Below are 24,252 nucleotides of genomic sequence, written 5' to 3'. Positions count from 1 at the left end.
GAACCCTCGTAATTTGGCTACAGTATTGACTATACTTGTTTTATCATAGGCGAATTCATGAATTAATTGCTCGAAAAAATCAAATGTACTTTCTCTGCTTGGTTGTCTTAGTAGATGATCAAAGTGATCAAAGAATATCACAATAACCTTATCATTTTCATTTAAGTAGTTTAATACTTTTTTTATCGCTGGTTGTCGCAAGAAGAGTGAATATTCTGCTGGTTCTATTTCATCATATATAGATGGAGGTAGGTCAATGAATTTTTTATCAATTGCATTATAAATAGCTTTTTTAATTGCTACATACCCAAAATCAAAATGTTCAGTTTTTGTAATTTTTGTATCAAACTGCTCAAAAAACACATTTTTACTATTACTTTCTGATTGTAATTTCAAAATTAAAGATGATTTTCCCATACCATAATTACCTTCAAAGCAAATAAGGTGTTTTTCGGCTTTACCTTTTCTTATGTTGTCTATAAAGTCCCAAAATTTTTTTTTCTCTCTATCTCTACCAACAAAATGTTCAGGGTTACATGAATAACTATTAGTTTCAAAATTTTCATCAAATTGGACTGGTACAAGTGCATCACTATATTTTTGTTTAGATGATTCATTTACAATCTGGTTTTCTCTTGTGAGTGTTTCTTTATTGATTATCTCTTCAAGAGTTTTTTTTGTAATTTTTTTGGCTTCAATCTCTATCTTAGATTTTTGATCACTCGGACTACTGAAGAGATAGTAATATTCAGCTTCTAGAGGACGAACAAGCGAACTAGCTGCATTACACTTTGAAATAAGTTTGTCCTTAATATCATTAACTTGTGGATTGGTTATATTTGTTAAATTTTGATTTGTTAAACACTCTGATAATCTACTAAATAACCTATGTTCTACATCATTTAATCCTGGTATATCCTCTGGATCTGGAAGTTCTATTTTTTTTAATACCTTTATAATAGTTTTTTCGTCTGTTTCATTATTAAATTTATCAAGAAAAGTCTTTAAATATTTATGATGTATATCTAAATTATCTTTATCTATGTCAACCTCCCCAGCTAAAATTAATAGATATGCTAAGTTATTTTTATGGTTTGTTTTGTCATAAAATCCACAATTAGCAGCTATTATATATTTTTCAAATTTGTCAGGATTTTTTAACTCATGTTGTATAAATCTTCTAATTGATTGAATTACTTGATCATCATAACTTTTAAATGGGTATTGTTCTTTCTCTTTAGTTTTAACTTGAATACCAATACATTTACCGTTAACTTTCTGTATTAAAATATCTTCATGGTGTTCACAATATATAGCACTTATTTCAGTCTTGTCTTTTAATAATGACAAAGATAATATTGCTGCATAAGTATGTTGATAACGAAATCGTCTCGATGTGTCGTCACCTCCATCTTGACTTATAACCTCTGCTGGTGTTTTTGATTTATTCATAAACTTTAATAAACTGTAATATCAAAACTCCAAAATAACCCCAGAACAACAAAAGCAAGCTTTCAATGCGTACATTCGGCAAAGTCAGCTAGGATATAACGTTAACATTGCCATCGGTACAATATCAGCAATTTTACCATTTGCAAGCATCATTTTATTTTACAGTGGCAAAATTGAACAAACCCGTCTTAACATCGGTATGGGTGTAATTTCTAGTGTGGTTGGTTTTAAATCTGCCAGTAATAGCAAGAATGAATTAAAGGCACTGTTAGAAAGCTGTGAAATCGTCAACGGTGGTAAATAAGGGTATTAGTTTGATATCATAGCTGTAAGGGTTTAGCAATGCTAAACCCCTACCCAATTTTACAATTTTCTATTCTTTAGTCATCTTTAGATGACTTTTGCTATTAGACTGGGAATTAATTCCCAGTTGGGTTATCGGTTTTACTAATAATTATTAATTAACCATTTTCCTGATTACGAATTACCCGATGTTTTTGCAAATCTGCTAAATTACAAACTTCTAACGCCCTAGCATGAGTGGCTTCTAAAACCACGGTCGGTGCTACACCATCTTCTAGGGCTTCTTGCCACCTTGCAGCGCATAAACACCAGCAATCACCGGGTTTTAAGCCGGGAAAACTAAAATAAGGTGCAGGTGTACTCAAATCATTACCTTGGGATTTAGTATATTGCAAAAATTCCTCTGTAACTTGAGCGCAAACGACGTGCATTCCCATATCCTGTCCACCGGTGCTACAAAATCCGTCGCGGTAAAAGCCAGTCATGGGAGAAGTGCAGCAAAGTTCTAATTTTGTACCCAGTACGTTTTTAGCTTCTGTCATGATTAATTCCTCACAATTATTATTTATTAGGGAAAACGAACCGCAGAGGCGCAGAGGACGCAGAGAAAGAGGGTTTGAGAGATATTTTGCGTAGGTCTTGATTTTTTAAGTTTGTGGGAGTTTATCAAATTCAATTTTACCATAGTTTAATTTAATAATTCTATCGGCTAAATGAAAATAATGATCATCATGACTAATTACTAAAATTGTTTTTCCCTGTGTTTTTAATTCTGGCAGTAATTGAGTATAGAATATATCTTTGAATAAGGGATCTTGATCAGCAGCCCATTCATCAAATAGATAAATTTGCCGATTTTCTAAATATGCTGTTAGTAATGCGAGACGTTTTCTTTGTCCTTGAGAAAGGGCTGTAGTGGAAAGTTGCCCATTTTCGATTTTCACTTTATGATCAAGTTGCAATTTCTCTAAATATTTTTGGGCTTGAATATCTAAGTTATTATTTTCTAATCCTAGTAGTTCTTCAAATAAATAAAAATCAGAAAAAACTACAGAAAAATGTTGACGATACCATTCGCGGTTGGCCTCGGTAATCAAATTTTCATCTAAGATAATTTCGCCATTTTCAGGAATGTATAACCCTGTAATTAATTTGGCTAAAGATGATTTACCACTACCATTGCCACCAACAATAAAAACTAATTCTTGGGGATAAAGGGTAAGATTAATTGGACCAAGAATAAAACTACTATCTTCTTTATCTGTGTAATAAGTGTGAGTAATATTTTGAAGTTGTAAACTGTGCCAATTTGTGGGAGAATCGGGCGGTGCAGTGGCAACTTCGGCACGACTGGCTAAAGATAAACCCAAAGATTCGATTTTTTGTAAAGCAACACTGGCTTTACTAATTAATGGTAAATTATTAGAAATATTATCCATGGGCAACATTAAATAAGTAAATGTGAGAATATAACCTGATAAAGTTTCGGCATCAATGGCGAATAAATGCGGTAAAATAAAGAGGACAAAACCAATGGCAAAGAAAAATATTAATTTACCCCAACTGGTAGTTGTGGCAAACAAAGTTAAACCTTGGACATTATGATTTCTAAATCTGCTGGCTGTGGCTTCTAGACGATTGCTGAGGAAAAATTGTCGGCGTTGATAGTGGAGTTTGAGTTCTTTGATTCCGGCTGTAATAGTGCTAAAGTTATTAAACAAGGCATCTTGATCTTCACGGGCTAAAGCTAATAATTTTTCTCCTCTATCTAATAACCATTTACAACTAGCAATAGCAGCAATCATTAAAACCACAACCATGATAAATACTAACCAAGATAGCCAAGTTATATATAGTAAACACCCCAAAGCCATGGACATATCAATACATAAAAAGGGAATGACATAGACAGCATTAGCTACAGCTTGGACATCTTCTGTTAAAGTTGCTAATAAGCGGGGATTTCCTAATTGTTCTAAATGACTTAATTCCGAGGCTAATATTTGCCGACTTAACCGCATTCTTAATTGCAAAACCGCATTTTGAGATAAGCGAATTAACATGATTTGGGACATTACGCCGGTAATTAAGGCCACGGTGACTAAACCGACGAAACCCCAGGCTATAGTTGTCAGAGGTGCAGCATTGCTTTTACTCGCAGCACTACTAATGAGGGCAATTAATCCCGCGCTACTACCACCACTCAAGAAACCTGTAATAATGGCTATTGCTACCATTGTCCAAGAAGAACGCAAAAGAAAGTAAATTAGATTCATTATGTCAATTGTCAGTTGTCAGTTGTCAGTTGTCAGTTGTTTTACTCCCTGATTTCCTATTCCTGATGTTAATTTTTTGTTTATCAGCCGTTTTATTTTACACCTATGGGGTTTATACAGCGATAGCGAAGCGCTCCGTAGGAATCGCTTTTTTGCGTGACTCCCCTCCCATAAACCCGAAATTTCATCCCCCTGTCACTATCCTGAAACCGCTGTGTGGTGTTGATAAGGGGACTTACACCAACTTAGCTTCATTTTGTCAACAAAATTATCCCCAATATCAAATTATTTTTAGTGTCCGCAGTTCTACAGACCCTAGTATAGAAGTAGTTGAGAAACTAATTCAACAATTCCCAGAAATAGACATTAGTTTGGTGGTGAAAGATCATATTCTGGGTGCAAATTTGAAAATTAGTAACTTAGCTAATGCTGTCACCGCTGCCAAACATGATATTTTAGTAATTGCTGATAGTGATATTCTCGTCGGTTCAGACTATTTGCAAACAGTTATTCAACCGCTAAAAGATGAAAAAGTTGGTGTTGTTACCTGTTTATATCGTTCCACAGCCCAAGGAATAGCTACTATTTTAGAAGCTATTTGTACAGCCACAGATTTTCAACCCGGTATTTTAGTTAGTAATCAATTAGAAGGGATAAAATTTGCTTTAGGTTCAACTATTGTTATTCGTAAAACTACATTAAAAAAAATTGGCGGTTTTGCGGCTGTAGCTGATTATTTAGCAGACGACTATCAACTCGGTTATTTACCAACTCAAGCCGGGGATAAAGTAGTTTTATCTAACTATATAGTAGAACACGGATTAGGACATAGTAATTTATTAGATTCTATCAATCGCCAAATTCGTTGGGCGCGTTGTATTCGTGTTTCTCGTCCTGGGGGTTATGCAGGATTAATATTTACTTTTGGCACAGTTTCTAGTTTACTATTATTAATAACTAGTGGTGGTTCTATTCTCTCTTTGTTGGTTGTATCCATAACTTTACTCATGCGATTAATTATGGCTTGGGTAATAGGGGTAAAAGTTCTTAATGATGCAGTTACTAAAAAGTATTTTTGGTTAATTCCTGTTGCTGATATAGTGAGATTTATAATTTGGTGTTGTGGCTTTTTTGGTAATACTATTGAATGGCGAGGGACAAAGTTTAAATTAGTTAAAAATGGTAAATTGGGAATGATAGAAAAAGAGAAGTCAGAAGTTCAGTAGGAGGAAGGAACAAGAAAGACGGAAATTTCTCCCCTGTACCCCTGCTAACTTTTTGACTACGGTTTTAACACATTAGCGGGAAACTGCCCTTGGACGTTACCAGCGGGTGCATAATGGCAGACGACATAGAAAGCTTTGTATTTAGTACCGTTTATGGTTTTAGTGCCTTGTGCTGTACCACAACCTAATTGGGTACTACTTTTCCACACAACCTGGGTAAAATGCCCAGTAGCCGAGGAAAACCCTGGACTATTATAGTTATATAATTTGACTTCATCGTACCATGACTTAACTGCTGTATCAGCTAGAGTATTTGCGGCTATTGAAGGACCAGTAGTGTAGTAAACATACAAGTTTTCTCCAGCATTGTTCCGTTGTCCAGAGGTGCTGTGTTGAAACAATCCATTGGTTGCTAGGTATTGCGCCCAGGCTTGAGCAGTGTTGTTAGCAGAACTACTAATAGTCATGTTAGGACTACGGTGAGTAGCTCGATAACTGTTATGTTTAGATAAAGAAGTGCTACGCAAAGTCGTTAGATCAATAGATGTTTGTGCTAAAACTGGTTCGCTACTCATGGGAATTATACTGGCAAATTGAGAGGGAGCTATTCCCATTAATATGAGAGTTAAAGCTGTACCTGTTGTTAAAGTGAGAGTTGAAAAGAATTTATTCATGTTTTTATCTGTCCTGTGACTAGAATGAATTTTTGACAAGTTAGGTTATCGGCAAGAAGTTTATGTCAACAAAATAAAACACATAAAACGCCTAACAATATGATACTTTTTTAAAGCCATATTTTTTAACAAAATGATTCAACCCCGTAAACAGTTTGCTCAACATTGGTTAAAAAGTGATAAAGCTCTCAACTCAATTGTCCAAGCGGCTAATTGTCAGGAAACTGATAAAGTTTTAGAAATTGGCCCCGGTACAGGAATTCTCACTCGGCGTTTATTACCGCTAGTAAAATCTTTACTGGCAGTGGAAATTGACCGGGATTTGTGCAAATTACTAGCTAAACAATTGGGTGAAAAAGAAAATTTCTTACTTCTGCAAGGCGATTTTCTGACTCTTGATTTACTATCCCAATTAACAGCATTTCCTAATTTCCAAAAGCAAAATAAAGTTGTTGCTAATATTCCCTATAATATTACTGGGCCAATTATTGAAAAGTTACTGGGGACTATTTATCATCCCAATCCAGAGCCTTTTGATTCTATCGTTTTATTGGTACAAAAAGAAGTAGCAGAAAGATTATATGCTAAACCCGGTTCGAGAACTTTTGGGGCGTTATCGGTGCGGGTACAATATTTAGCAGATTGTGAGTTAATTTGTACAGTTCCCGCTGCGGCATTTGTGCCACCACCAAAGGTAGATTCCGCTGTGGTACGGTTACTTCCTAAACAAATAGAAATTCCAGCCCATGACCCCAAGAAGCTGGAAACTCTAGTTAAATTGGGATTTGGGTCAAAGCGAAAAATGTTAAGAAATAATTTACAATCGGTAATTGACCGTGATCAATTGACGCAATTACTGGAACAATTAGAAATAAATCCCCAAGTCCGCGCTGAAGACCTCGGAGTTGCCCAATGGGTATCACTGGTAAATATGATAGGAAATGCTGAATAGTTGTCTTTACTGTTCCCTATTCCCTGTTCCCTGTTCCCTGCTTTTATAACCGTTATGCGTTCTTACAGTTTAATTACACCTGCCAAAATCAATTTGTATTTGGAAATTATTGGTAGTCGTCCCGACGGCTATCATGAATTAGCAATGATTCTCCAAAGTATAGATTTATCTGATCAAATTGATATTCACCCTGCCAGTACAAATAATATCCGCGTCTACTGTGATCATCCCCAAGTACCCACAGATAAAACTAACCTAGTTTATAAAGCTGCGGAATTAATGGCTAAGGAATTTCCCAATGCTTTTAGTAATTTTGGGGGTGTTGATATTACCATTAAAAAGCATATTCCTGTTGCTGCTGGTTTAGCGGGAGGTTCTACCAATGCCGCAGCGGTGTTAGTAGGAATAGATTTACTTTGGAACTTGGGATTAACTCAATCAGAACTAGAAGAATTAGGCGCAAATCTCGGTTCAGATGTGCCATTTTGTATTGCTGGAGGAACGGCAATTGCTACGGGTAGAGGTGAAAAACTCGCTCCTTTACAAAGTTTGGATAATTTACATATCGTATTAGCCAAATATCGCAGTTTAGAAGTTTCCACACCTTGGGCATATAAAACCTATCGAGAACAATTTGGGATTAATTATATTCAAGATTCAGAAGGTTTAGCGGCTCGTGCTAGTGCTTTTCATTCAGAAGGCATGGTAAAAGCTATCTTGAATAAAAATACCGAAAAAATTGTCCAAGAACTACATAATGATTTGGAGAAGATTGTCTTACCAGCTTATCCCCAAGTATTGCAACTGCGGGAATTATTCGCCAGTCAACCAGGGGTTTTAGGGACAATGATGTCAGGTTCTGGCCCTTCAGTCTTTGCCATTGTTGAATCTCAAACTCAAGCAGAAATAGTCAAGCAGCGAATACGTGCAGCTATTCCTAATGAGGATTTAGAATTGTTTGTAACGCGGACAATTAAACATGGAATTAAAATCGCCTAATTTATTATGAATCAACCAAAAGAAACGTCATCAGCAGATAGTTCTACTCAAGTACAAGCAACTCCATTACGCTGTATAACTGGAGCTACAATTTCGGGTGGATTTGCCTTTATTACCTATTCTCTCATGATAGCGATCGCTACTACTTTTGCCAATAAACCCAACCATTCTGATAACCAAACCGTCATCAATATCGCTGCCGCTGTCCGTACCCTAGTAGTAGGTATAGTCGCCTTGGGTGCGGGCATATTTGGATTAGTTGCATTAGGCTTATTAGCCTTATCAGTACAACTTTTTATCCAAAAATTAAGCAATCCTAAAAGTAGTTAGTTTTAGCTAATAGGGAATAGGAAGTTATTTTCTTCTTCCTGCTTTCTTCTCTAACTCCTCACTTAATTCCTCCCGACAGCTACAGGTTTAACTAATTGTGAGCGATTTTTGATAAATTGCAAGTTAGTATTTTTCAAACCTGAATTTAACTGATTTTTTTTGCGCCAATCTGTGGGAGATGTATGATTATATTGGCGAAACTGTCGGGAGAAATGACAAGCACTTTGATAGCCAAGATTTGTAGAAATTTCCTCAATTGTTTGATTAGTATTTTTCAGTAAAGGTAGGGCTGCTACCATTCGTCTTTTGATAATCCAAACATTTATGGGATCTCCTGTTTGTTTAGCAACTTGATTAGTTAAATATGCAGAAGAATAACCAACAGCTTCAGCAACATCCGATAAAGTAATTCCTTCTTGATAATTAGCTTCAATATAATCAAAAACCTTTTTCAAATGGGGAATATTCGGAAAAATTGACTGAGAATTTACTGGTGTATTGGGTAATTCTGCTAATGTGACTTGAGGAAAATTAGTAGCATACCAAGATCTAAAAAGATCCTGTTTTTGTAATCTAATTGCGATTGCTCGCAATAATTCATCAGTTGTTGCAGGTTTAGTTAAATAATCATCTGCTCCGAATTCCATTGCTTTTCGCAAAGATGCCTTTGTATTAATAGCAGTTAGAAAAATAAAAGGAATAATTGCCGTTAATCTATCCTCCCGTAGATTCCTTAATACAGTATAACCATCCATGTCTGGCATTACCATCTCACAAATTACTAAATCAGGTAAATATTCTTTGATTAATTGCAGTCCAATAATACCATTTTCTGCACCTATCCCATGATAGCCCTTAGCCTGAAGATAATCTAAAACAAAATTGCGATTCACAACTTCATTGTCAATGACGATAATTTTTTTTGTTGCGTACATAATTATTCCAATCACTAGATTTTGGTGTTTTTAGCCATTACTAAAATCTGTACCGATTCACGGACAAATTTTAGATATAAACTGAGCAATAGGAAAGATAAAATTATAGCGAAGAGTTAATACAATCTTGATAATTGCTATTATCTCAATTAGTAATTAATCTTGGCAGATTCGCATTTAAGATTGAATAATTTTAATTTTATCAATAAAAAGTAAATACTTTCAACTTAGTTGCATAAAACAAATAATTTTTGTTTATATTGCTTTTTAATTGAGCTACCCTAAAATCTGAACGTAGAAACATAAAATTGCGCTATTGTCAATTAATATTTGTGTATATTTGGAGGTTGCGAGATTTGATAAATAGGTAAATTGTGAGTTATTTACCTGATTTTACCAAATTTAGTCTCTTTTGCATTCAACTACGAAAGAATATACAAAGTCATCTGCCCCCAGGAATATATTTTTGTCTCAAATTGGCTACTAATCATTTAGCATCCTCCCTAGGGAAGAGAAATGAATGCAGTAAATACAGCACTTTCCGGTGTTATGTGGGATATATAGCGGGCAAGATGATATATAGCGGGCAAGATGCCCGCACTACAAGAGTTTCGGTAATAATCCTTTATTTATAGGTGTTTCAGGAGTTTTATGCACGACCAAGCTGTTGCTATAACCTTAAGTATTGAAGTAGAGTCAAATTCAAGATTTGCTTGCAAGCTAACCAGATAAAAGCTGGGATAGTTGTCATATATCTTTTAAATAGTCTGGATGGTTCTTGAGTCAGACGATATAACCACTCCCCACCTAAATGACGAACCCAATAGGGCGCTCTTTTCTGACTCTGAGCAAAAACAGGAAATGCTCCCCCTAAACCAATCATTACAGCCTGAATTTTATCTTTATGTTGATTCATCCACAACTCTTGTTTTGGACATCCTAAAGCCAATAAAACTATGGCTGCACCACTATCATGAATTCTTTTGATCATAGCTTCATCCTCTGTAGATGTGAGTGGACGAAATGGTAAAGGCTCCATACCAGCAATTTTCAGGTTCGGAAAAAGATCCATTAAGTTCTTTCGCATCTTCTCTAGAGTTACTGTATCAGCACCTAGGAAAAAAAGCGGAATGTCTCTGAGTGGGGCTAATTTACATAAAGATAACAGAATGTCCAAACCAGCAACGCGGTTTTGAGTACCTGCACCCATTAGTTTCAGCATCCATACCAGCGGCATACCATCGGGAGTAACAATATCTGCATTCTTTAAAACAGAGGAAAATTCAGAATGCCAATAAGATTCTACTAGCATATGAGTATTAGCTACGCAAATAACTTTGCTGACTTTGCTCATAGCCCATTCTAAAATGATGTTTATTTGTACCTCAAAAGGTAACGCAGTCACAGGAGAGCCAATTATATCAATTGTTGGAGTTTCCAGGTTGAGATATGGACTGACATCTTGAATTTGACTTTGTTTGTTTACGGTTAGCATATATTTTTGATATTCTTGTGTTCACAAAAATCTGCACAGAATGTTTAAAAAATCAAGGCTATTAGACAATTATGCGAGTTACTTTCTAGTAATAGTAATTTCGCATTTTATCGAACAGAATTCAGGAGTCAGGAGTCAGAATGAATTCTGTGCGAGTGGCGGATGAATAACTGGGTTTAAGACCCCCCACCAAATCTACGATTTGGTGGTCTTTAATCAGTCGCAGGTTTGAATCCTCGACTGATTGATTCTGACTCCTGGCTACTGACTCCTGACTCCTTCTTCAACCTTATGAATCAATAGTAATTGCTCCCAAAATAGGAGTAAAAGAGAAATTTAATTGTTCTAATACTTTGGTTAAAACAGAACATTTTGTTTCACCTATTTTTACAGCTAAAATACTTACATCTGTATGTTTCATCAGGATACTAGTATCTGCAAAACCTAATAGATTTGATGTATCATAGATAATTAAGTCAAAATTTTGCTTAAATTGTTCTGTCAAATCTTGGATCTGAGGTGATGAAAGTAAAATTGTCGGATTTGTGGTAATTTGACCAGTAGTTAAGATAGACAAATTATGCTCTAAAGATAATTTTCCTGTATTTTTTACAGTTCTTTTCTTAGGGTCATAATTTTTTTCTCTGATACCGCTAATGTTTTTGTGGATAACATTTTCAAAATTTAAACCTTCAGTAATAATGTTGCTTAATCCTTCTTTATTCGGTAAGTCCAACATTTTATGAATACTAGGATTACGCAGATTTGCATCCACCAGTAACACCCGTTTACCCATAGCTGCTGCTGTCTGAGCTAAGTAAAAAGCAATTGTTGATTTGCCATCTCCAGCATCACCTGAAATAATTGCTAGAGAGCGGATATTATTATCACCATTGAGCAGAGAAATATTTGTGTAAACAGAGCGAAAAGATTCCCAAAAGTTGGAGGTATTATGGTTTTGAAAAGGCTGACCACTTTTAGCAAACTTAATATGAGGAATGTTCCCTAATATTGGTAGTTTAGTTTTATCTTTCACTTCTTCAATATTATAAAAAACGTTATTAAGCTTGTCTATAAATAAGGCAAATCCCGTACTTAATAATGACCCCAAAGCTATTCCTAAAATTAAATTTCGGATGGGACTCGGTGCAAGATTCTCCGGCTGACTAGGAGGAGTAAGTATCTGCCAAGGTATCTGCTTTTGGGCTGAATCTATGCGTAATCTTTCCCGCTCAGTTAAAAAGTGATTGAGGTTATCAACAGCAATTTTTAATTGTCTTTCTAAATCATCTTTTTCACGAATAAGAGCCGGAAACTGTCTAACCTGCTCTTGCAAAGAACTTTCAACTTGACTAAGAGATTGGATTTGGGTTTTTAATAATTGAATTTGCTTAGTCGTATCGAGGAATTTTTGAATTTCTCGCAAACGAGCCGAATTTGGTGGGGCTGAATACAAAGAATTCATAGTTGTATTTGCAAATTTTATGCCCAAAATCTGCAATCTTTCCCTGATAATTAAAGCCAATAAATTTTGTTTTTGAATGAGCAGGGTTTGAATATTTGGGCTATTTTCTGTATATTGAGATGATTTTATGGCGATTGTAGCTTCTATATCTTGAAGTTGGCTCAATAGCTTCTGATAATCAGGAGACTCACTCAAGGCTGAAATAGCCTCTGCTTCATGACTTTTTAATTGCAACTGTTCTTGCAGACTATTATAAAGTGCTTGAGTTCTAGTCAATTGTATTTCATTATCTACCCGTTTTTGGACAATTTGATCAAATTGATTAGCAAGTTGCTGTCCTTGAATTTCAGCATTAATAATGCCATATTTTTGCCGAAAGTTTTGTAGTTTTGATTGGAGGGTTTCCACATTCTGTAATAGTTGCGGCAATTGCTTTTCCACAAAATTAATTGCCAATTTAGTTTCTGTTTGGCGTTCGTCTAAACTGTATTTTAAGTATGATTCAGATGCTTGATTTAATACAAACAAAACTTTTTTAGGGTTGCTATCTTGATAACTAACTTCTAAAATTTGAGTATTGGGTAGGAGGTTGATATTGAGTTGAGGTGCGCTGCTACCTGGGTAATGCTTTTGCACTTTTTGAGTGAGAGGAGACATCAATTTAGGACTTTGTAAAATCTTCAACTTAGTTTCATCAATTTTATTAGCAGTCTCATCTCTTTTTGATCTATCGTCTCGTGCAACTTTATCTTCAGCAGTTATCGGCTCAGTTAAAAGTTCAAATTTACCGACATAAGTGGGAGTGCTAGTCAAAGCCAATCCTATCGCCGCAGCCGCAATGGTAGTTGTGCCAATGATAATTATTGGTATTCTGCGCCGAATAACTGCTAATACTTCACCTAAGTTCAATCCACCTTCATTACCTTCTTCAGATGGAACTTTATAAATCAAAGGCTTAGATTGACGTTGCTGTTCATTTATTTGAGCTAAATTTTGCAGAGAATAGCGTTTTTTTCTCATCTCAAACCTTAGATAATTTCTAATTTAATTCAATATCTTTGCCAAATTCAAAAAAGCCTTAATTTATGGGTTGAGCAAAGTAAAACCCAACCCACAAAAAAATTGCACAGGTATTGATAAAATAATCAGAATATTTGGACATGATTTGACTTCAACAACTTAAACAGTTGATTAAGTTGTAAAGTAACACTGTTTCATGGGTTAAAGTGGACAATTTGGCAAATATCTTGAAGCTTTCAATTTGGTAAATATATTATTATCGTTTTGAGCTTAACCGACAAGTATTGATTCGCAAGCCTACAAACCTTCTGCCAATTTGTCTACAATAAACCATGCAACAATGCTAATTTACAACATAGTCTAGTTTTAAAAAATGTAGGTGCAAAAAAACAGGGTTTTTAGTTCATCAACTAGATGTTAACTTTTTTGGTTATGAAACTTTTGACAAGCATGGGATACATCCTAGATCAGTTCTTTACGTAGTTGAGAAGTGATCTGACTATTAAAGTACCCTAATTTACTTATCTTCCTGAGAATAAATCCAATGATAAATCAACTTTCTGAACTTGCATATTTTGGTGGAGAGCCAAAATTTAAAGAAAAACTATTTGTAGGTCGTCCAAATATTGGAAATCGAGATATTCTTCTCAACAGGATTAATGATATGTTAGATCGCCGATGGTTATCTAACAATGGGGTATTTGTGCAAGACTTTGAACAGCGGATTGCTGATTATTTAGGAGTTAAGCACTGTATCGCTGTTTGTAACGGTACTATCGCCCTAGAGTTGGTCATTCGTGCCTTAGAGTTAAAGGAAGAGGTAATTATTCCTTCTTTTACCTTTATTGCCACAGCCCATGCTTTACAATGGCAAGAGATTACACCGATTTTTTGTGATGTTGACCCTAAAACCCATACCCTTGATCCGGAGAAAGTAGAGTCTTTAATTACACCGCATACATCAGGGATTATGGGTGTCCATGTTTGGGGACAGCCTTGTGACGTTGAATCTTTGACCGAAATTGCTGACAAGCACCAACTCAAACTAATGTTTGATGCTTCCCATGCTTTTGGCTGTTCTCATCAAGGAAAAATGATTGGTAACTTTGGTTCTGCGGAGGTATTTAGCTTTCATGCTACTAAATTTATCAATACATTTGAAGGAGGTGCAATAGTCACCAATGATGATCAGTTAAATCAAAAATTGCGGTTGATGAAAAACTTTGGTTTTTCTGATTTTGATAAGGTCATTTACTTAGGTACTAATGGTAAAATGTCCGAGATATCAGCCGCTATGGGGTTGACTTCTTTAGAAAGTATGGAAGAGTTTATTGATGTCAATCGCCGTAATTATCATTATTATCAAGAGGGTTTAGCTAACATTCCAGAAATATCATTATTTCCAGTCAATGAATCTGAGAAGCATAACTATCAATATATTATCTTGGATATAGATGAGGAGAAGACTCAGGTTAGTCGAGACTTATTAATTAAGATTCTTCATGCTGAGAATGTGATTGCTAGGAGATATTTTTATCCTGGTTGTCATCGCATGGAACCATATCGCTCTTATTTTCCTCATGCGGGTTTGCTGCTACCTGAGACAGAGAAATTAGCGCAAAGGGTTCTGGTTTTGCCGACAGGAACAACGATTTCAGAAGATGATATTAGTAAAATATGTCAAATTATTCAAATTGTAGTTGCAAACGAAATCAAAGAGACAAATAGAGATTCTGAATAATTATGAAACTGGCAATAATGCAACCATACCTTTTTCCGTACTTTGGATATTTTCAACTTATAAATACAGTAGACAAATTTATCATCCATGATGATGTACAGTATATAAAAGGTGGGTGGATAAATAGAAACAGAATTCTCTTAAATACACAAGCCCATCTATTTACATTTAGCATCAAGAACGACTCTAGTTTTTTGAACATCAATCAGAGATATTTTACAAATAAGTTCGATAAAGATAAAGAAAAATTCTTCAGAATAGTTGACTCTGCTTACTCAAAAGCTCCCTTTTACTCAAATACCAAAAAATTATTAGAGTGTATACTATTGACTGACGAACTGAATATATCAGATATGATCACACAAAGCTTAATACTGATTTGCAATTATTTAGATATAGGGACACAATTTTATATTTCTTCAGAAATTGATAAAGATAATACATTGAAAGGAGAAGAACGAGTTATTGCTATAAATAAATGCTTGGACTCGAAACATTACATAAATTCAATTGGAGGAGAGACATTATACTCAAAAGATGTATTTAAAGAAAATGGTATAACATTATCTTTTATCAAACCCAAATTAGTAGAATACAAACAATTTGAAAATCAGTTTGTTCCTTGGCTTTCAATTATTGATGTTTTAATGTTTAATTCAGTTGAAAAAACAAGAGAAATGCTACAGGAGTATGAATTAATATGAATGCAATAGGTGGATATTTTGGCTTGGAACTTGATAAGAAAAATGAATATCATTCTGAAGCTATCCGTTTAAATACTGGAAGAAATGCCTTAGAGTATATCTTGGTATCAAAATTTTACAAGAAAATATATTTACCTTATTACACTTGCGATGCTCTATTAGAACCGATCAAAAAATTAGGTTTATTGCATGAATTCTATTTTATTAATGAAAAATTTGAACCCATATTTGACTTTTCTTTAATTAAAGAAGACGAATGTTTTTTATATACAAATTACTTTGGGCTTAAAGATGACTTTATCTATACTTTAAAAATGAGGTGTGCTAATTTAATCATAGATAATGCCCAAGCCTTTTATGCAGAACCTTTAGAAGATACTGATACATTTTATTCACCTCGAAAGTTCTTTGGTGTTGCTGATGGAGCATATTTATACACTACTAAGATTATTCAAAGAGAATTGGAACAAGATATTTCTTATGGAAGGTTTGCACACCTCCTTCGTAGAGTTGATGTGAGTGCAGAAAATGGTTATTCATTCTTTATAAACAATGATAAATCATTGTCTAATATGCCTATTTTGAGGATGTCAAAGTTGACTCAAAGAATGCTGAGTTCAATAGACTATCAAGATGTTGCTGCTTGTAGGAGAGACAATTATAATTATTTATATATTGCTCTAAAAGATTTAAATAAAATAGATTTTAAACTCAATTTGGATCAAGTTCCTATGGTTTATCCATTTTATACAGATGATTTAACTATTAGGAAAATCTTGATTGAAAATAGAGTATATACAGCACAATATTGGTCTAATGTTTTGGATTGGGTTGATGAAGATAATATTGAATATAAATTTACTACTAATATAATTCATCTACCAATAGATCAAAGATATGCTGAAGATGATTTAAGCAAAATAGTAACGATTATATTTGAACAATATTAAAGGTAGAATTGAATGAACATTCACGGTGAAAAGGTTATATTAATAGCTATAGAAGCAGAAGACTTAAAACAACTTCAAGTATGGGCAAATGATCCAGAAATTCAATATATGCTTGGAGGTTGGCATTTTCCAACTAGTATGAATGATCAACAAACTTGGTATAAATCTCTTTCATGTAATTCTAACAATCAAAGATTTATCATTCTCAATGAAAATAATGTTCCAATTGGAATGGCAAATCTTATTAATATCAATTATAAGGATGGTAATGCTGAACATGGTTTATTATTGGATAAAAACTATCGGGGTAAAGGATACGGTTATAATGTAGTTGTGGCTATAATGAATTATGCCTTTAATGAATTAAGATTAAATAGATTAGAAACAACTATTATTGCCAATAATCAGCCATCTTTGAATCTATTCATGAATAAATGTAGATGGAAAAAAGAAGGTGTTTTAAGAAATTGGTACTTTAGGAATGGTGAATTTGTTGATAAAATATTTTTAGGTATTTTAAGAGAGGAATTCATGGACATATATGGAGCAAATAATCATGAACAGCCATAAAAATAGTTTACTAGAATACGGATTTACTATCATAGATTCTGTCTTCGATGATAAGTTTGTTGATAAAATTAATCTCTCTCTTGCAAGAAGTTATGATTTGTGTAGAAAGATTCAGATTGAAAATGGTATAGATGCCGTTACAGATGGAACAGTTCATCATTTAATTGCATCTAATGAGATGGTTTATATAAACGTGATTGATAAAATATGCCAATCAGAAATATTTAATTTTATTAAAGATTATTTCAATGGCAATTTTATTCTTAATAGCTATGGAGGTGTTATAAATCTACCTGAAAAGCCGTCTTATGTAGCAAATATTCATAGAGATGTCCGATTTTTTTCAGGTGAATTTCCATTGATGCTTAATTTGTTAATCATGCTGGATGATTTTACTTTGGAGAACGGAGCTACTTATCTGTTATCTGGATCTCATAAGCAGGACGAAAAACCAACTGAAAAAGAATTTTATGATATATCGGATAGAGCTTTAGGCAAAAAAGGAGATATTTTATTTTTTAATTCAAATTTATGGCACGCAGCAGGGATTAACAAAACCGATCAGGACAGAAGAGCAATAACTATAACTTTGACAAAACCATTTATGAAACAACAGTTAGATTACCCAAGGGCTGTAGGGTATGATAAATTAGAAAAAATGAGTTCTCGGTTACAACAAGTAATAGGTTTCTTTTCTCGAACTCCATCAACACTTGGTGAATGGTATCAGAAACCAGAAAATCGTTTTTATCGTCCAGGACAAGATTAATAGTAACTGGAGTTTAAAACTATGAGTACAAACAGAGATTACAACCAAGAATGGAAAGACACATCTAATCACCAATATATTTATGATTTCGATTTAGATGTAATTCATCCTTTCATGATTAAGTCATTTACTCCATTTTTTCGTGTAGGCAATATAATGGAATTAGGAAGTTTTAAGGGAGATCTTACGAGGAGATTGTTACCTATTTTTAAAGATATTACCTGTGTTGAAGCATCAAATGAAGCTATTGATATTGCCAAAAAAGAATTTGGAGAAAAAGTCAAATTTATAAATTCGACCTTTGAAGCTGTTACTCTTCCAAGCAAATATGAAAATATTGTATTAACTCATGTTTTAGAACATCTTGATGATCCAATTTTGGTGATGAAAAGAATCAATGATGAATGGTTATCTGATACTGGCAGGTTCTTTTTAGTTTGTCCAAATGCAAATGCACCTTCACGACAAATAGTGGTGAAAATGGGTTCAATAAGTCATAATTCAGCCGTGACAACCGCAGAAGCAGAACATGGACATAGAATTACCTATACATTTGATACTCTAGAAAGAGATGCAAAAGCTGCTGGGTTAAATGTAATTCACCGCTCTGGAATATTTTTTAAAGCACTTGCCAATTTTCAATGGGATAGATTATTAAGTACAGATATAATTTCCCCAGAATATTTGGAAGGTTGTTATCAACTGGGACAACAATATCCTGATTTATGTTCAAGTATTTTTTTAATGTGTGAAAAGGGTAAATAAGATGGATGTTCCTTTACTATCAGTTTGTTCGACAACATACAATCATGTGAACTTCATAAAACAAGCAATTGATGGGTTCCTTGTGCAAAAAGTTGATTTTGCATGGGAGATAATTATCGCAGATGATTTTTCGACAGATGGTACAAGAGAAATTTTATTAGAGTACAAGAATAAATACCCTGACTTGATAAAACTAATTTTACAAGAAAAAAATGTAGGAGCAGCACAAAATTGTATTGACTTAATTACCACTCCCAAATCTAAGTATATTGCCCTCTGTGACGGTGATGACTATTGGACAGATCCTCTTAAACTGCAAAAACAAGTTGATTTTTTGGAAGCTAACCCTGACTTTGCCATTTGCTTTCATAACGCCGCAGTTATTAATGAGTATTATCCCGAAAAAAATCGACTAAATAGTGATGATTTAACCCCAGAAGTTAGCACTTTGGATAACCTCCTTAAAGGAATCAACTATATTGCAACTGCTTCAGTTGTAATCAAGACAAATTTGATTCAAAATCTGCCTGATTGGTTTGCTTCTCTTCCTTTTGGAGATTATGGACTATACCTAATCGCAGCACAACACGGAAAGATAAGATATCTCAATGAGATAATGAGTGTTTATCGCATTCATCAAGGAGGTGTATACTCGAACTTATGCAACACGCCCAAGGGTATGACACGAATCCATCAGCAAACCTATGAGTTTTGGAAAATAATTAATAAATCTGCCACTATAAGTCAATCAAGTCTAAGACAAGCTACTTTAAGATCAATCAAGAACGTTGTTTATAGTGCAGCTAACTCAAAACAAATAAAAGTCTTCTTAATATACCACTATCTTTTGTTAATTCACAGCCATGGTGAAGATTATAGGCAAGTACCTAAAAAAATTCTTAGGCTTTGCCGTTCTGCTATCAGAGAATTGCGCGACCATTTGGTACACATATAAAAACAAAATCCTTTAGTCTGTACACGTACATAATTAAGTAGAAAGGCATATCTTTGGGTAAGTCTCCCCAATTACATCCGGTTCTGAGTTGATAGAAAATACCATCTAAGATTTTAAGATTTCTCGTTTAGTCCATGTCTGCGGACGAGTCAGCTTTTTCTTTGGCAATGGCGGTTCTATGATTAACCACTCTTCATCCGTCAAGCTACTTGAGCATATTTACCTCACCTTTTGGTTTGATTTCTCTACATCGTAAAAGATACCAAATAGGTTCTATAAATCATAAAGAAAGATTCCCCAATTTTCTGAATAACCTAATTTTAGATACCTCTTTTTATAAATCAAATTCATCAGGTATTAAGCACTAATGACTCATTTTCTCTCCAAGCTGTTATATATCACAAAAGGAAATCATAAGTCGCTGATAGCGATGCTTTTCCTATTCATCCTTGTTTCTGGCTTAGAAGTTTTTGGAACTGGAATGATTTCTCCATTTATTGCGATCGCTGTCAGTCCAGATGCAATCAAAAGTATTTACTGGTTAGATTTAATTTACAAACAGTTGCATTTTAACTCTGAGCAGCAATTTTTGATCATTCTAGGATCTGTAGTTATTATTGCCTTTTATCTAAAAGCATTCTTGGCTTTTAATGCTCAAAAAGCAGTGTTCAAATTTAGCTCTAGTTTAAAAAGAGAACTATCTTGTAAACTCCTAAAATCATATATCGAAGCTCCTTATGGCTACCACCTACAGATTAATTCAGCAACACTTATTCAGAATATCACTAACACAACAGATGCCGTTTCTATTGGTGTAGTATCTACATCTTTGACATTTATCTCTAATACTGTAATCGTCCTGGCATTAATGCTGCTTTTAATCAAAACTAATGCGATCGCTTTAATTCTTATTGCGGTGCTGCTACTTATTTCTTTTGGATTGTTGCATCCAATGAAAGACCGTTTAGCTCGTTGGAGTAAAGAGGGGTTTCATGCTTATGGGGAGATGATTCGGATTACAAATCATGGATTAGGGGGATTGAAAGAAACTCGTATTATTGGTTGCGAATCCTATTTTGAGGATCAGATGGAGGAGCAATCAAAAATTTATGCCAAAAGTAACACTTTAGCTTCATCCTATGGTAATCTTCCCCGCTTTGTACTTGAGCCATTAATGATGAGCTTCTTAATAGGCTTTACATTTTTATTTATCACCTTAAATCAAGATAAAACGCAAAATCTGACTGGGGTTTTAGGAATTTTTGCGCTCGCTTCGGTTCGTCTGCTACCAGCAGTTGGAAATTTAATCTCTGGCATTAATGTAATTAGAGGTAACAGTTATTCTCTTGATCAGCTATTCTTTGACCTTAAAGAATTGGAAAAAGAAAAGCTGATAAGTAACTTTGATTCTGCTAGAGTTTCTAACAAATTATTGCCAAAAGGGCAGCAAACATTTCAGTTTTCTGATAGAGTTATTTTAGATAAGCTCACTTTTCACTATCCAAACACTACAAGAAATGTACTAGAAGATATTTCCCTATCTATTCGCAAGGGAGAGTCTATTGGACTAATTGGTAAGTCTGGTGCTGGTAAAACCACTTTGGTTGATGTTATTCTGGGTCTTTTTATCCCTGAATTTGGAGATATCAAAGTTGACGGAGTTTCAATTTATAGCAATTTACGCGCCTGGCAAAATATGCTTGGCTATGTTCCCCAATCTATATTTTTGATTGATGATACCCTTGAGCGAAATATTGCTTATGGGGTTGCTGATCATTTAATTGACCAAAATAAATTAAAGAAAGCGATTGCAATGGCTCAACTTGGCGAGGTAGTCGAGCAACTTCCAGATGGAGTGAAAACTATTATTGGTGAACGGGGAGTTCTTTTATCAGGAGGACAACGCCAAAGGGTTGGAATTGCGAGGGTGCTTTATCACGAAAGAGAAATACTGGTTTTTGATGAAGCCACCGCCGCTTTAGATACTGAAACAGAACATCTGATTACTGAAGCAACAAAAGCTTTAGCTGGTAGTAAGACAATCATTATTATTGCTCACCGTCTTTCCACAATTGAGCATTGCGATTGTATTTATCAACTTGAACAGGGTCGAATTCTCAAATCAGGCAGTTACCAGGAAGTGATTGTAGAAAGATAAGAAATTATGTCATTTTTCATCCGATTTAAAAATTATCTCCGTGTCAAGTTATTTATGTGGAAGGATTTACACCTGCAAAATCCTTGTATTTAATGAGTCAATGTAAGCATTTTGTGATTGCAAACAGCACCTTTAGTTGGTGGGGTGCTTGGTTATCAGAGCATAAAGATAAGTTGATAGTTCGCCCCGAACCTTGGAATAATCAACAATCTGTTTTATCTGACTTTCTTCCACCTGGTTGAATTGGATTACCTAAACATCCCATCCTTAAGTCTTCCGCAATATCTAAATCACTGTTTTCGGGCGGCTAAAAAACTCTTGGTTTTCCTTCAACAATACCTTTGCCAAACAAAATAAGAGCCTATAATAAGAGGATTAAGTAATATGGAACCGCTGGTAACAGTCATTGTCACTGTTTTTAAACGAGTTGAGTTTATCCGAGAGGCTATCGAGAGCGTTTTAGCACAAACATTTGAGTCCTATGAAATTATTGTTACAGACGATGCAGATAGCGAAGCTGCAAAAACTATTTGCGAATCAGTTAGTAGACCAGATCGAGTTCGTTATCGATCTAACAAGCGGAGACTTGGTGTAGCATTAAATCTCCGTGTTGCCATATTGGAAGCAAGAGGGAAATATGTGGCTATTCTCAATGATGATGATTATTGGGAACCTAATTTCTTGTTTCGACTAGTATTGCCATTAGAGCAAGATTCTGGACGCGTATTAGCATTTAGCGATCATTGGATCATGCTTCAAGATGGCAAAATTGATATGCAACAAACCGATAGAAATACAAAGATATTCAAAAGAGATAAACTTTCTGAAGGTGAGTTAAGAAACACAACCGATCTCGCGCTCAACAAAACAATTCCCCTTGTACAGGCATCTGTTTTCCGAAAAGAGTTTCTAGATACCGATTTACTCGTTACTAATGTTTCTGGAGCTTATGATTTTTGGATTACTTGTTTACTAGCAGTCAGTGGTCAGCCATTTTACTATGTTGCGGAACGTTTAACTCGTTATAGAACACATCCCCAGATGGAAACGCTTAGACTGGCTGCTGATAAATTTGAGCCAGAAGTTTTCATATACCGTAGTTTGCTGCAAGCGAATTACTTTCCTGAATGGCAAAAGTTTATTGAACAGCAGTTAGCATATATGCTGTATAGGTGTGGCAGGGCTAGATTGGAATTTAACGACATTGAAAAAGCTCGGCAATTATTTAAAGAATCGTTACGCTTATTTCTATCCTGGAAAGCTGTACTAAGGCTGAGTATTACTTACCTACCTAGACCAATCCGTTTAGGCTTGTCCTTCACTCAAATAGTTGATTAGTTTCATAATTATCTCACCTTAAAAGCAACTACTCTCCTAAAAAATTTTAGCTGTTTCTCCTATTCACCGAAATATTAATAAGCGTTACAGTTATGGATAAGAAGTTAATTGTTAGCATCATCATCAATAATTATAACTACGATCGCTTTCTCCCAGAAGCAATTAATAGCACCATTAACCAAACCTATCCTCATACTGAAATTATTGTTGTTGATGATGGTTCAACTGACAATTCCCGTAATATTATTGATGGATATGGCGATTGCATCATTCCCATCTTTCAAGAAAACGGTAAACAAGCTGCGGCTCTAAATAGTGGCTTTGCATCCAGTCATGGTGATATTATCCTTTTTCTTGATTCTGATGACTGTCTCTTGCCTAATGCAGTTGAGCAGGTTGTAGAGGCATGGAAACCGGGAGTTGGCAAAGTTCACTACCGCTTACAAGTCGTAGATACCGAAAAGCAACCATTAGGATATTACATTCCTACGACTGAAGCGAAGTTATCTTCTGGAGAGGTATGGCGACATTTGCTCCAAACCAGTGGCTATACAAGTACGCCCATGAGTGGTAATGCTTACAGTCGAACTGCTCTAACTAATGTTTTCCCAATTCCCGATGACTATAAGACCACAGCAGATGACTATTTGATGATCTCAACACCATTTTATGGTGAGGTTGTGGGCATTGAAGAACCACTTGGGTTATATCGCATTCACAACAGTAACCAATGGGCGTTGACATCAGTTTCCGGCAGCCGATTTCGCCGATTTGTGCAACATGACTTGCAAAACTTTTCTCTGCTGCTACAACGCGCTAAGGAGTTCGGTCTAGAAGTTCCTAATGACTTGGAAAAGAGATCCCTGGGTCGTTTGTGGTCACGTTTAGCATCGCTGCGTCTAGAACCTCAAGTCCATCCTGTTGTTTCAGATAATTCACTTCAACTTATTTATTGGGGGTTTCGGTCTCTCTGGAAATATTCTGACTTTAACTGGCAGAAACGATGTATTTATAGCATCTTTTTTCTCTGGGTTGGACTGATGCCAGTTCCACTAGCAAAATTGGGTTTTACCTGGTTATATGCTCCCCACCTTCGTCCAAAAACAATTGATCGGATATTAATTAAAATTCGCACATTAGTTAAATAAGCCGCCAATAATTATTGATCAAAGATT

23 protein-coding genes are annotated in these 24,252 nt (G+C 34.9%); 16 read left to right on the top strand and 7 right to left on the bottom strand.

Annotated features, from left to right (window positions below):
* The coding region (locus FJR06_RS17875) for a dsDNA nuclease domain-containing protein (RefSeq protein WP_168651939.1) at nucleotides 1–1,452 on the bottom strand (1,452 nt) is incomplete at its 3' end.
* Between the two features lie 34 nt (nucleotides 1,453–1,486).
* Here FJR06_RS17875 and FJR06_RS24970 point away from each other — a divergent pair.
* Nucleotides 1,487–1,756 (top strand): hypothetical protein, encoded by a 270-nt coding sequence (locus FJR06_RS24970; RefSeq protein ID WP_371724272.1) that lies wholly within the window; start codon nucleotides 1,487–1,489, stop codon nucleotides 1,754–1,756.
* Nucleotides 1,757–1,913: 157 nt separating this feature from the next.
* Here FJR06_RS24970 and FJR06_RS17870 read toward each other — a convergent pair whose 3' ends face one another.
* Together FJR06_RS17870 and FJR06_RS17865 are read right to left on the bottom strand one after the other, a co-directional pair.
* A complete protein-coding gene (locus tag FJR06_RS17870) occupies nucleotides 1,914–2,297 on the bottom strand; it encodes a DUF2237 family protein (protein WP_168651938.1) in 384 nt (127 codons plus the stop codon).
* 105 nt (nucleotides 2,298–2,402) lie between these two features.
* Nucleotides 2,403–4,031, bottom strand: coding sequence for a cyclic peptide export ABC transporter (locus tag FJR06_RS17865; RefSeq protein WP_168651937.1), 1,629 nt, complete (start codon nucleotides 4,029–4,031; stop codon nucleotides 2,403–2,405).
* An 8-nt stretch (nucleotides 4,032–4,039) separates the two neighbouring features.
* Between FJR06_RS17865 and hpnI the strand changes: the two genes are divergently transcribed.
* Nucleotides 4,040–5,257, top strand: a complete 1,218-nt coding sequence (gene hpnI, locus FJR06_RS17860; protein ID WP_371724271.1) for a bacteriohopanetetrol glucosamine biosynthesis glycosyltransferase HpnI — start codon at nucleotides 4,040–4,042, stop codon at nucleotides 5,255–5,257.
* Nucleotides 5,258–5,313: 56 nt separating this feature from the next.
* On the opposite strand, the gene FJR06_RS17855 is transcribed toward hpnI, so the two are convergent.
* Nucleotides 5,314–5,931: a CAP family protein gene (locus FJR06_RS17855; RefSeq protein WP_168651936.1), complete on the bottom strand. Its 618-nt coding sequence runs from the start codon at nucleotides 5,929–5,931 to the stop codon at nucleotides 5,314–5,316.
* Between the two features lie 133 nt (nucleotides 5,932–6,064).
* Between FJR06_RS17855 and rsmA the strand changes: the two genes are divergently transcribed.
* The 3 genes from rsmA to FJR06_RS17840 are packed head-to-tail and all read left to right on the top strand — an operon-like array spanning nucleotide 6,065 to nucleotide 8,212.
* Nucleotides 6,065–6,883: a 16S rRNA (adenine(1518)-N(6)/adenine(1519)-N(6))-dimethyltransferase RsmA gene (gene rsmA / locus FJR06_RS17850; protein ID WP_168651935.1), complete on the top strand. Its 819-nt coding sequence runs from the start codon at nucleotides 6,065–6,067 to the stop codon at nucleotides 6,881–6,883.
* A gap of 54 nt (nucleotides 6,884–6,937) precedes the next feature.
* Nucleotides 6,938–7,882 carry a 4-(cytidine 5'-diphospho)-2-C-methyl-D-erythritol kinase gene (gene ispE, locus FJR06_RS17845; protein ID WP_015080976.1) on the top strand — a complete coding sequence of 315 codons (945 nt, stop codon included), beginning with the start codon at nucleotides 6,938–6,940 and terminating at the stop codon, nucleotides 7,880–7,882.
* 6 nt (nucleotides 7,883–7,888) lie between these two features.
* The gene (locus tag FJR06_RS17840; protein ID WP_015080977.1) at nucleotides 7,889–8,212 is read left to right on the top strand and encodes a DUF3082 domain-containing protein; all 324 of its coding nucleotides are present in this window, start codon (nucleotides 7,889–7,891) and stop codon (nucleotides 8,210–8,212) included.
* Between the two features lie 62 nt (nucleotides 8,213–8,274).
* Here FJR06_RS17840 and FJR06_RS17835 read toward each other — a convergent pair whose 3' ends face one another.
* From FJR06_RS17835 to FJR06_RS17825, 3 genes are all read right to left on the bottom strand, one after another.
* Complete coding sequence (locus FJR06_RS17835; protein WP_015080978.1) at nucleotides 8,275–9,147, bottom strand: DNA-binding response regulator; 873 nt, start codon at nucleotides 9,145–9,147, stop codon at nucleotides 8,275–8,277.
* 670 nt (nucleotides 9,148–9,817) lie between these two features.
* On the bottom strand, nucleotides 9,818–10,642 hold the full coding sequence (locus FJR06_RS17830; protein ID WP_174782860.1) for a WecB/TagA/CpsF family glycosyltransferase: 825 nt from the start codon (nucleotides 10,640–10,642) through the stop codon (nucleotides 9,818–9,820).
* A 289-nt stretch (nucleotides 10,643–10,931) separates the two neighbouring features.
* A complete protein-coding gene (locus tag FJR06_RS17825; RefSeq protein WP_015080980.1) occupies nucleotides 10,932–13,127 on the bottom strand; it encodes a tyrosine-protein kinase domain-containing protein in 2,196 nt (731 codons plus the stop codon).
* A 544-nt stretch (nucleotides 13,128–13,671) separates the two neighbouring features.
* Between FJR06_RS17825 and FJR06_RS17820 the strand changes: the two genes are divergently transcribed.
* The 11 genes from FJR06_RS17820 (at nucleotide 13,672) to FJR06_RS17770 (ending at nucleotide 24,225) form a co-directional block, all read left to right on the top strand.
* The gene (locus FJR06_RS17820) at nucleotides 13,672–14,868 is read left to right on the top strand and encodes a DegT/DnrJ/EryC1/StrS aminotransferase family protein (RefSeq protein WP_168651934.1); all 1,197 of its coding nucleotides are present in this window, start codon (nucleotides 13,672–13,674) and stop codon (nucleotides 14,866–14,868) included.
* A gap of 2 nt (nucleotides 14,869–14,870) precedes the next feature.
* A complete protein-coding gene (locus tag FJR06_RS17815; RefSeq protein WP_168651933.1) occupies nucleotides 14,871–15,572 on the top strand; it encodes a WbqC family protein in 702 nt (233 codons plus the stop codon).
* A complete protein-coding gene (locus tag FJR06_RS17810) occupies nucleotides 15,569–16,522 on the top strand; it encodes a hypothetical protein (RefSeq protein WP_168651932.1) in 954 nt (317 codons plus the stop codon). The genes FJR06_RS17815 and FJR06_RS17810 overlap by 4 nt, the downstream gene beginning before the upstream one ends.
* A gap of 12 nt (nucleotides 16,523–16,534) precedes the next feature.
* The gene (locus FJR06_RS17805) at nucleotides 16,535–17,092 is read left to right on the top strand and encodes a GNAT family N-acetyltransferase (RefSeq protein WP_015080984.1); all 558 of its coding nucleotides are present in this window, start codon (nucleotides 16,535–16,537) and stop codon (nucleotides 17,090–17,092) included.
* Nucleotides 17,079–17,861, top strand: coding sequence for a phytanoyl-CoA dioxygenase family protein (locus tag FJR06_RS17800; RefSeq protein ID WP_168651931.1), 783 nt, complete (start codon nucleotides 17,079–17,081; stop codon nucleotides 17,859–17,861). The genes FJR06_RS17805 and FJR06_RS17800 overlap by 14 nt, the downstream gene beginning before the upstream one ends.
* Nucleotides 17,862–17,882: 21 nt before the next feature.
* Nucleotides 17,883–18,626: a bifunctional 2-polyprenyl-6-hydroxyphenol methylase/3-demethylubiquinol 3-O-methyltransferase UbiG gene (locus tag FJR06_RS17795; RefSeq protein ID WP_168651930.1), complete on the top strand. Its 744-nt coding sequence runs from the start codon at nucleotides 17,883–17,885 to the stop codon at nucleotides 18,624–18,626.
* Nucleotide 18,627: 1 nt separating this feature from the next.
* A complete protein-coding gene (locus tag FJR06_RS17790) occupies nucleotides 18,628–19,581 on the top strand; it encodes a glycosyltransferase (RefSeq protein WP_015080986.1) in 954 nt (317 codons plus the stop codon).
* 367 nt (nucleotides 19,582–19,948) lie between these two features.
* A complete protein-coding gene (locus tag FJR06_RS17785; protein ID WP_168651929.1) occupies nucleotides 19,949–21,739 on the top strand; it encodes an ABC transporter ATP-binding protein in 1,791 nt (596 codons plus the stop codon).
* A gap of 56 nt (nucleotides 21,740–21,795) precedes the next feature.
* Nucleotides 21,796–21,981, top strand: a complete 186-nt coding sequence (locus tag FJR06_RS17780; protein WP_217359791.1) for an alpha-1,2-fucosyltransferase — start codon at nucleotides 21,796–21,798, stop codon at nucleotides 21,979–21,981.
* Between the two features lie 142 nt (nucleotides 21,982–22,123).
* Nucleotides 22,124–23,077, top strand: coding sequence for a glycosyltransferase family 2 protein (locus FJR06_RS17775; RefSeq protein ID WP_168651928.1), 954 nt, complete (start codon nucleotides 22,124–22,126; stop codon nucleotides 23,075–23,077).
* A gap of 92 nt (nucleotides 23,078–23,169) precedes the next feature.
* Entirely contained in the window at nucleotides 23,170–24,225 is a 1,056-nt protein-coding gene (locus FJR06_RS17770; protein WP_168651927.1) for a glycosyltransferase family 2 protein, read from the top strand.
* The last annotated feature ends 27 nt before the right edge of the window (nucleotides 24,226–24,252 follow it).

This window comes from Dolichospermum sp. UHCC 0352, from assembly GCF_009711925.1.
Classification (GTDB): Bacteria; Cyanobacteriota; Cyanobacteriia; order Cyanobacteriales; family Nostocaceae; genus Dolichospermum; species Dolichospermum lemmermannii.
This window is presented reverse-complemented; position numbering and strand designations above follow the sequence as displayed.

Excerpts from the sequence above, each read along its gene's own strand:
- FJR06_RS17870 (WP_168651938.1), bottom strand. The coding sequence starts at position 2,297 with ATGACAGAAGCTAAAAACGTACTGGGTACAAAATTAGAACTTTGCTGC.
- FJR06_RS17865 (WP_168651937.1), bottom strand. The coding sequence starts at position 4,031 with ATGAATCTAATTTACTTTCTTTTGCGTTCTTCTTGGACAATGGTAGCA.
- FJR06_RS17855 (WP_168651936.1), bottom strand. The coding sequence starts at position 5,931 with ATGAATAAATTCTTTTCAACTCTCACTTTAACAACAGGTACAGCTTTA.
- rsmA (WP_168651935.1), top strand. The coding sequence starts at position 6,065 with ATGATTCAACCCCGTAAACAGTTTGCTCAACATTGGTTAAAAAGTGAT.
- ispE (WP_015080976.1), top strand. The coding sequence starts at position 6,938 with ATGCGTTCTTACAGTTTAATTACACCTGCCAAAATCAATTTGTATTTG.
- FJR06_RS17840 (WP_015080977.1), top strand. The coding sequence starts at position 7,889 with ATGAATCAACCAAAAGAAACGTCATCAGCAGATAGTTCTACTCAAGTA.
- FJR06_RS17835 (WP_015080978.1), bottom strand. The coding sequence starts at position 9,147 with ATGTACGCAACAAAAAAAATTATCGTCATTGACAATGAAGTTGTGAAT.
- FJR06_RS17830 (WP_174782860.1), bottom strand. The coding sequence starts at position 10,642 with ATGCTAACCGTAAACAAACAAAGTCAAATTCAAGATGTCAGTCCATAT.
- FJR06_RS17825 (WP_015080980.1), bottom strand. The coding sequence starts at position 13,127 with ATGAGAAAAAAACGCTATTCTCTGCAAAATTTAGCTCAAATAAATGAA.
- FJR06_RS17820 (WP_168651934.1), top strand. The coding sequence starts at position 13,672 with ATGATAAATCAACTTTCTGAACTTGCATATTTTGGTGGAGAGCCAAAA.
- FJR06_RS17815 (WP_168651933.1), top strand. The coding sequence starts at position 14,871 with ATGAAACTGGCAATAATGCAACCATACCTTTTTCCGTACTTTGGATAT.
- FJR06_RS17810 (WP_168651932.1), top strand. The coding sequence starts at position 15,569 with ATGAATGCAATAGGTGGATATTTTGGCTTGGAACTTGATAAGAAAAAT.
- FJR06_RS17805 (WP_015080984.1), top strand. The coding sequence starts at position 16,535 with ATGAACATTCACGGTGAAAAGGTTATATTAATAGCTATAGAAGCAGAA.
- FJR06_RS17800 (WP_168651931.1), top strand. The coding sequence starts at position 17,079 with ATGAACAGCCATAAAAATAGTTTACTAGAATACGGATTTACTATCATA.
- FJR06_RS17795 (WP_168651930.1), top strand. The coding sequence starts at position 17,883 with ATGAGTACAAACAGAGATTACAACCAAGAATGGAAAGACACATCTAAT.
- FJR06_RS17790 (WP_015080986.1), top strand. The coding sequence starts at position 18,628 with ATGGATGTTCCTTTACTATCAGTTTGTTCGACAACATACAATCATGTG.
- FJR06_RS17785 (WP_168651929.1), top strand. The coding sequence starts at position 19,949 with ATGACTCATTTTCTCTCCAAGCTGTTATATATCACAAAAGGAAATCAT.
- FJR06_RS17775 (WP_168651928.1), top strand. The coding sequence starts at position 22,124 with ATGGAACCGCTGGTAACAGTCATTGTCACTGTTTTTAAACGAGTTGAG.
- FJR06_RS17770 (WP_168651927.1), top strand. The coding sequence starts at position 23,170 with ATGGATAAGAAGTTAATTGTTAGCATCATCATCAATAATTATAACTAC.